This is a genomic window from Micropruina sp. (genome assembly GCF_027492755.1).
In the GTDB taxonomy this organism is placed as follows: Bacteria; Actinomycetota; Actinomycetes; order Propionibacteriales; family Propionibacteriaceae; genus Micropruina.
This window is the reverse complement of sequence record NZ_JAPUED010000190.1, coordinates 39,324-44,773: the sequence shown is the minus strand read 5'-3', so window position 1 is coordinate 44,773 and position 5,450 is coordinate 39,324. Positions and strand designations below refer to the sequence as shown.

6 protein-coding genes are annotated in these 5,450 nt (G+C 69.5%); 1 reads left to right on the top strand and 5 read right to left on the bottom strand.

Translation table 11 applies throughout. The features are described 5' to 3' along the window. The 5 genes from Q0066_RS13380 to Q0066_RS13360 all read right to left on the bottom strand — a co-directional run. Positions 1–395, bottom strand: a 395-nt coding sequence (locus Q0066_RS13380) for an ABC transporter permease (RefSeq protein WP_298133700.1), incomplete at its 3' end; no start/stop codon positions are given. Continuing rightward, a complete protein-coding gene (locus Q0066_RS13375) occupies positions 392–1,354 on the bottom strand; it encodes an ABC transporter ATP-binding protein (protein WP_298133698.1) in 963 nt (320 codons plus the stop codon). The genes Q0066_RS13375 and Q0066_RS13380, both read right to left, overlap by 4 nt. After that, positions 1,351–2,127 (bottom strand): efflux RND transporter periplasmic adaptor subunit, encoded by a 777-nt coding sequence (locus tag Q0066_RS13370; protein WP_298133696.1) that lies wholly within the window; start codon positions 2,125–2,127, stop codon positions 1,351–1,353. Before Q0066_RS13370 ends, Q0066_RS13375 begins: the two co-directional genes overlap by 4 nt. Next, positions 2,124–3,656 carry an HlyD family efflux transporter periplasmic adaptor subunit gene (locus Q0066_RS13365; protein WP_298133693.1) on the bottom strand — a complete coding sequence of 511 codons (1,533 nt, stop codon included), beginning with the start codon at positions 3,654–3,656 and terminating at the stop codon, positions 2,124–2,126. The genes Q0066_RS13370 and Q0066_RS13365 overlap by 4 nt, the downstream gene beginning before the upstream one ends. After that, on the bottom strand, positions 3,653–4,318 hold the full coding sequence (locus Q0066_RS13360; protein WP_298133691.1) for a TetR/AcrR family transcriptional regulator: 666 nt from the start codon (positions 4,316–4,318) through the stop codon (positions 3,653–3,655). The genes Q0066_RS13365 and Q0066_RS13360 overlap by 4 nt, the downstream gene beginning before the upstream one ends. A gap of 54 nt (positions 4,319–4,372) precedes the next feature. Here Q0066_RS13360 and Q0066_RS13355 point away from each other — a divergent pair, with 54 nt between their 5' ends. Then, the gene (locus tag Q0066_RS13355) at positions 4,373–5,449 is read left to right on the top strand and encodes a DNA adenine methylase (RefSeq protein WP_298133689.1); all 1,077 of its coding nucleotides are present in this window, start codon (positions 4,373–4,375) and stop codon (positions 5,447–5,449) included. Position 5,450 lies beyond the last annotated feature (1 nt).

Below are 5,450 nucleotides of genomic sequence, written 5' to 3'. Positions count from 1 at the left end.
CGGGCCGCGGTGGGTTCGCTGCCGTCCAGGTAGACCGCGACGGTGGCCTGCTCACCGGCCGCCAGGCTGCGTCCGAACCCGGACGGCACCAGCACCGCGATCCGCGCCTCGTTGTGGTCGAAGATCCGGTCCACGTCGGCCAGGCCATCCGCGGTGCCGACGACGTGGAAGAAGTCCGAGCTGGCGTAGCTGCGCAGGTAGGCGGCGCTGGCCGGCGTTCGGTCTTGGTCGATGACGATCGTGGAGACGTTCTTCACGTCGAAGCTGATCGCGTAGGCGAACAGGATCATCTGCAGCACCGGCAGGGCCAGCACGACCGCGAGGGTGCGGCGGTCCCGGCCGAGGTGGCGGAACTCCTTGGCGATCAGGGCACCGATCCGGTTCCAGGGGTTCATCCCGCCACTCGTTCCCGATCCGGTTCGGCCCGGTTCAGTTCGGCGAGCACGGCGAACGCGGTTTCCATGTCCACCTCAGCAGCCCGGACGGCGCCGCTGACCCCCGCCTGCTCCAGCACGGTTTCGGCCTGGGCGACGTCCTGAACATCGAGCACCACGCGGACGATGTCGCCGTACAGATGAGCGGCCAGCACACCGGGCAGACCCTCGATGATGGCCAGCGCGGCCCGCGGCTCGGCGGTGCGCAGTTCGAACAGCCGGCCGGGCACCAGCGCCTTGATCTGGGCCGGGCTGCCGTGGTGCCGGACGCGTCCGCCGTCCAGGAAGATCACGTCGGTGCAGCGTTCGGCCTCGTCCATGTACGGGGTGGCGACCAGCACGGTGGTGCCGGCCCGGTGCAGGTCGGCGAGGATCCGCCAGAACTCGCGCCGCGACACCGGGTCGACGCCGGTGGTCGGCTCGTCGAGCAGCAGCACCTCGGGCCGGTGCATCAGCGTGGTGGCCAGGAACAGCTTCTGTTTCATGCCGCCGGAGAGCCGTCCGGCCTGACGGTCGAGGAAGTCGGCCAGCCCCATGCCGGTGAGCAGTTGGTGCGAGCGTTCCTTGCGCTCACCAGCGGGAACACCGCGCAGCCGGGCGAAGAACTCGATGTTCTCGGCGACCGTCAGGTCGGGGTAGAGGGCGAACTTCTGCGACATGTAGCCGATCCGGGGCGTCACCTGGGCGGCCTGCCGGGTGACCGAGAAGCCCTGGACGCGGGCGTCGCCGGCGTCCGGTCGCAGCACGGTGGCGAGCATCCGGATCAGCGTCGATTTGCCGGCGCCGTCCGGGCCGAGCAGGCCGAGCACCGCGCCGGGCGGCACGCTCAACTCGACGCCGTCGACGGCCACGATGTCACCGAACGTCCGCCGCAGGCCGGACGCCTCGATGGCCGGCGCGACCCCGGGATCGGTGGTCATGACAGGCGCACATCCACCGGCATGCCGGACTTGAGCGTGCCGGACGGGTCGTCGACCCGGACCCGGATGGCGAACACCAGCTTGGTGCGCTGGTCGGCGGTGTCGATGGTGTTCGGGGTGAACTCGGCGGCGTCCGAGACGAACGAGACAGTGCCGGTGAAGTTCTCGGTGCTGGAGTTGGTGTTGATCGTGGCGCCGTGACCGACGACGACCTGACCGATCTGCGGTTCGGGCACGAACACCCGGACGAACAGGCTCGCCGGATCGGTCAAGGTGAGCACGGTGCGTCCTGGTGCCGCGTTGGCGCCGGCGTTGCCGACCACATTCACCACGGTGCCCGCGGCGGGCGCCTTGATGGTGGCGTAGCCGAGCTGCACCCGGGCCAGTTCCACGGCTGCCTCGGCCTGCGCCTGCCGGGCCTTCGCGGCCTTCACGTCGGCCTTGGTGCCGTCGTCCCTGGCGTTGGTGACGGCGGCTTTGGCCGCCTTGACGCCCTGTTTGGCCTGACTGAGCTGCAGCTTCAGTGCCGCCGTGTCGAGCTGGACGAGCACCTGGCCCTTCGTCACCTGATCACCCTCGGACACCTTGATCGCGGTGATCCGGCCGGCCATCGCGGGCGCGACGGCGATCTCGTCGGTCTCCACCTGCCCGCTCAGGGTGAGTCCGGCGTCCGGGGCGGGACGGGTGGCGCTCCACCACCACCACCCGCCCAGGCCGGCGAGCAGCACGACGACAACGATGATCACCGGAATCGGCGGACGCTTGTGCTTCATGGATTCACCTCATGGGTCGGGCAGGTCGCAAGTTGGAGGTCGGCGGGAACGCCGGGCGGCAGCGCGGAATCGACCGTGACCTCGACCGGGACGGCCCGGGTCAGGTGCACCTGGTCGGTGGTGTGGTAGCTGGGCGGATACTCGGCCAGCGGCAGGATGCGGCTGACTTTCCCGGCGACGGGAGCAGCGAGCGAATCGAGATGAACGGTCGCGGACGCGTCCAGGCACACCTGGGCGGCTTGCTCGGGGGCCAGCCAGGTGGTGACGACCCGCGCGGGACGAGCCACTTCGGCGACAGTGGCGCCGGGAGCCACCACCTCACCGACGGACGCCAGTGACGTCACCACACCGTCGGTGGGCGCCCGGACGACGGCCTGCTTCTTCGCCACCGACGCGGAGTCGACCGCGGTGGTGTCGCGGGCCGCGATCACGGCGAGCTTGCGGTTGCCCTTCAAAGTGGCCCGAGCGTCGGCGAGCTTGTTCAGCCCCTTGTCGATCTGCCTGATGCCGTCGCGGGCCTTGACCAGGTTGGCGTCGATGGTGCGGATCGCCTTGGTCAGCTGCGGAATGCCCTTCTTCAACTGCCGAATGGCGGCGGTGAGCTGGGCCTTCGCGGCGGTCAGCTTGCCGATCCCGGCCTTGAGCTGGGACTTGGCCGCGGTCAACTTGGCGATTCCGGTCTTGAGCTGGGCCCTGGCCGCGGTCAGTTTGCCGATCCCGCTCTTGAGCTCGGCCTTGGCCGCGGTCAGCGTGGCTTTCGCCTGAAGCAGCGGCTCTCGGACCTCAGGGGGCGCGTCAGGGGGCAGCGCGGCGAGAGCGGCGTCGACCTGGGCCAACTGCTTCTCAACCTCTGCCAGATTCGCCGTCAGTGTGCGTAGCTTCTGCTCGACCTCCGCCAGCTTCGGCGTCAGCATGCGCAGGTTCTTCTCCACCTCCGCCAGCTTCGGCGTCAGCGTGCGCAGGTTCTTCTCGACCGTGGCCAGCGTCTTCGGCAGCTTCGTGGCGGCCTTGCGGGCGTCGGCGAGCTTGCCGGCCAGATCCTTGCGCGCCCTTGTCGCCTTGGCGATCCCGTCGGTCACCTCACGGCGCTTGTCGCGCAGATCTCGTTGCTTGTCGGCGAGGGTTTCGAGGGCGCTGTCGATCACGCCGACCTGAGCTTTGGTGACGGCGTGATCGGCCCGCGCGATCTTCACCTGGGCACCCAGTCCCGCGTCGTCGAAGCGCACCAGCACGTCCCCCGCCTCAACGCTGTCACCCAGCTTCACCGCGACGGCGACCACCCGCTGAGCGGCGCCCAGCGACAGCACGGCAGGCACGTTCGAACTGGTCGCGGCTTGCCCGGGCGCGAGCTGGAAGCCGGCGTCCAGGCTGACCCGCGGCACACCCAGCGTCGGAGCCTGGACGCTGAGGGTGTCGGCGACCACGCGTCCGGTGGCGCTGAGGGTGGTCGGGGCGGGCTGGGTGCAGCCGGTGAATGCCAGCGCGATCGCCACGGTGGTGGCCAGTGCCGCGCCGGCGCGCCGGGTCATGCCGCGCCCCCGGCGTCGGGACTCTCGAGGTTCGGGGCTGTGGCGTCGGGAGTCGTGAAATCGAGGGTGCGCAGGTAGGCGTCGACCAGCCACTCGATCGTTTCGCCGCCCGGCCGCTGGGGTGCGTCGTTGCTCATCAGGCCGCCGAACACCACATAACTCATCAGCGGCCCCAGCAGCATCCGCACGCTGATCTCCGGGTGGTCGAGCACGATCACGCCGTTGGCCGCGGCCCCGGCAAGGATGGCGGTGCCGCGTCCGAGCAACTGGTAGGGCAACGCCTCCAGGAAGGTGCTGCGCAACTCGGGGACGTGTGCGGCCTCGCCCAGCAACAACCGCAGGATGGCGATCGACTCGTCACGGAGCATGGTGTCGAGCAGCCGCTCGCCGAAGCCGATCAACGTAGCCCGCAGCTCCTCCCGGGTGCGTGCGGGCGGGATGCCCTGCTGCGAACCCAGCGTCTGCAGCGCCTCGCCCACCACCGCGATCAGCAACTCGTCCTTGCTCGCGAAGTACGCGTACAGGGTCTGCTTGCTGACCCCCGCCTCGGCGGTGACCGCGTCCATCGAGGTGCGGGCGAAACCCTGGCTGAGGAACAGCGCGCGAGCGGCGTCGGTGATCTGCCGACGTTTCGCCTGAGCTCGCGGGCTCAACTCCTCCACAGGATCAAACTGTACGGTTCAGTTTGATCCTGTGCAAGAGGTTAGGGTTCGACTGTGATCAAGTACCTGGGCTCCAAACGAGCCCTGGCCGGCGTCCTGGGCACGTTGGCACAGGGCTCGGGAGCCCGGACGGCGGTGGACCTGTTCACCGGAACCACTCGGGTCGCCCAGGAGTTCAAACGGCGCGGGTTGGCGGTCACCGCAGCCGACCTGGCCAGCTACAGCGAGGTGCTGGCCCGCTGCTACATCGCCACCGACGCCGACGCGGTCGACGCCGACGAACTGGACGCCCTACTGGCCGAGCTGAACGCCTTGCCCGGACGCCGTGGCTACGTCACCGAGACCTTCTGCGAGCAGGCCCGGTTCTTCCAGCCGCACAACGGCGAGCGGATCGACGCGATCCGGGACTGCCTGGTGGGGCTGGCCGACCACCCGCTCTATCCGGTGTTGCTGACCGCCCTGATGGAGGCTGCCGACCGGGTGGACAACACCACCGGCCAGCACATGGCCTACCTGAAGAGCTGGGCACCCCGGTCGTCCAACGAGTTGCGGCTGCGGGCGCCGACGCTGCTGCCCGGCACCGGACTGGTGGTCCGTGGCGACGCGCTGCAGGTGGCGCAGCAGTTGCCGCCGTCGGATCTGGTGTATCTCGACCCGCCCTACAACCAGCACCGCTACTTCAGCTACTACCACATCTGGGAGACCCTGGTCCGGTGGGATTCCCCCTCCCACTACGGCGTGGCCTGCAAACGGGAGGACGCCAGGGGCGACGCCAACGCCAGCGCCTTCAACTCGCGCCGCCGGATGCCGGCCGCGTTGGCGGCATTGATCGGCGAGGTCCGGGCCGAGACCGTGGTGGTCTCCTACAACGACGAGGCCTGGGTGACGCCGGAGCAGATAGTCGGTTGGCTGCGCGACGCCGGGCATGCCACGGTCGAACTGCTGGCGTTCGACTCGCGGCGCTACGTCGGTTCGCGGATCGGCATCTACAACCATCTCGGCGAGAAGGTGGGCAAGGTCTCGCACACCCGCAACGTCGAATACGTGTTCGTCGCCGGGACGGCCGACCGGGTGGGTGCGGCGCTGGCCGCCCTGGCCGAACGCGATCCGGCCGAGGCCGGCGTCCGGTGAA